Below are 2,020 nucleotides of genomic sequence, written 5' to 3'. Positions count from 1 at the left end.
GCGCGGCCTGGCCGGTCGGCGGTATCCGGCGTGACTCCGCCGAGCGGATCGAAACCGCCGCCCGCGATGCCACCGAGCGCTGCTGCCGCACGCAACGTCGCTGTTGCCGACGTTCTCTAGCCTCGAAGACGGATGGCAGCCTGAGCCACCAGCACGGAGAAACAGACCAGTTCGGCGGTGCCAAGTACGCCCAGCAGGATGATCTGAAGGATGCCACTGACGCTGCTGTTCATAACGAAAGCGAAGGCCGCAGCCGCCGCGCAAGCCGCGATGGACAGCCATACCGTGGACATGATGTTCGATGAGTCGCCTCTCACCACACCCATGATCCTCGGGTCGCAGGCCGGTCGGAAGATACCGATGTCACCGGCGGGAGATGACAGGGGTCATAGCGAGCGAGTGCTCGCGCTGCTGACGGCACCAACGCGCATGGGGGGTTAGCGAACGCACCTCACGATAGCCTCATGCCAGACCCGTCACTCTTCGAATGGAGCAGCGGGAACCGTAGGTCAAGAGCGGACAAGTGTCTGTCGCAAACGCACCACCATCCCCCACGTCGCTGTTCGGGAAGCACATGATGACTCCTGCGCCCCAAGGCGCACCACCAGGAGTCCGATGCGGCGAAGTGTCTTGCCACCTCGCCAGATCGCCGGCGCCTGGCCTGAGGGGATTGGGAACATCCGGGGACGGCATTCGGGGGAAGCCGTCCCCGGATGCGCGCCAAGGGTCATGCCAGGGCAGCACGTCTCGCGATGCAGGCGAGCACCGCACGCAGACGTTGAGCATCTCCCTCGGTAGCGTGCCGCGCCGACGGCGTATCTCCCACGTTTGTCCCTTTCCGTCACGGGTGGCTGGCCTAAAGGAGAAAGGCAGGACAGCATGAATCTGCGTGACCTGCTGGTTGGATACGAGTCCCAGGTTCTTCACGGCGATCCCGGCCAGACCGACATCAGCGCCGGCATCGCCTACGACTCGCGGCGCGTGATCATCGGAAGCCTCTACGTCGCCATGCCCGGTAGCTGCATGGACGGTCACCATTTCGTGGCCGAGGCGGTGGAGCGTGGAGCGGCTGGGGTGCTGGTCGAGCATCCGCCCGAGATCCAGGTGCCGTCGCGCACCTGCGTGGTCCAGGTGGCCGACACGCGGGCGGCGGCCGCGGTGGTAGCCGCGCGCTACTTCGGCGAGCCATCACGTGAGATGCGCGTCGTCGCGGTCACGGGTACCAACGGCAAGACCTCCTTTTCCTTCATGACAGAGGCCGCGCTGCGCAGGGGGGTATGCGCGCGAGTCGGTGTGATCGGCACCGATGGATGCCGAATCGGTGATGAGCCGATCACGATCGACACGACCACGCCCACGACTCCCGAAGCGGTGGAGTTGCAGCGCATTTTGCGCGCCATGCGTGATCGCGGGGCGGGCGCGGTGGTGCTGGAGGCCTCCTCGATGGCGCTGATGCTCCACCGGGTGGACGCGACCGACATCGATGTCGGCGTCTTCACCAATTTGACCCCCGATCACCTGGATAACCACGGCAGCATGGAGGCCTACAAGCAGGCCAAGCTCTTGCTGTTCGGCGGAATGTGCGGGCGGGCGGTCGTCAACGCCGACGACCCGCTCAGTGCCGACATCGCCGCGCTGATGCCCGGCGCGGTGACGACGTATGGCCTGGACGACACCGTTGCGGAATTCCGGGCAACGGACCTGCGGGTGCAAGCCACCGGCACCCGGTTCGTGCTGCACCACGCCGGGCGTCGGCAGACGGCGCGGGTGCCATCCCGGGCCGGTTCGCCGTCTCCAACGCGCTGGCCACCCTCGCCACTGGCCACCTACTGGGCTATGACATCGACGCCCTGCTCGGCGCATTGGAGGAGCTGCCGGCGATCCCGGGCCGGTTTCAGACCTACCAGACCCCGAGCGGCGTGTCGGTCGTGGTGGACTACGCCCACTCGGTCGACTCGCTGGAGAAGGTACTCGCCACAATCCGCGCGTTCGCCGGCCGCCGGGTGCTCACGGTCTTTGG

At 66.5% G+C, this 2,020-nt stretch carries 2 protein-coding genes and 1 pseudogene; all 3 read left to right on the top strand.

The window, feature by feature from the left end; translation table 11 throughout:
* The coding region (locus AB0J09_RS63390) for a hypothetical protein (RefSeq protein WP_360713987.1) at nt 1-305 on the top strand (305 nt) is incomplete at its 5' end.
* A 574-nt stretch (nt 306-879) separates the two neighbouring features.
* A pseudogene (locus AB0J09_RS63385) lies at nt 880-1,686 on the top strand (Mur ligase family protein); the annotation flags it as partial.
* On the top strand, nt 1,581-2,020 hold a 440-nt coding region (locus tag AB0J09_RS63380), incomplete at its 3' end, for a cyanophycin synthetase (protein ID WP_360713989.1). The pseudogene AB0J09_RS63385 and the gene AB0J09_RS63380, both read left to right, overlap by 106 nt.

The sequence above is a fragment of the Nonomuraea sp. NPDC049784 genome, assembly GCF_040659615.1.
Classification (GTDB): Bacteria; Actinomycetota; Actinomycetes; order Streptosporangiales; family Streptosporangiaceae; genus Nonomuraea.
Note: the sequence above shows the minus strand (reverse complement) of the source record. Positions and strands in the feature narration are given on the sequence as shown.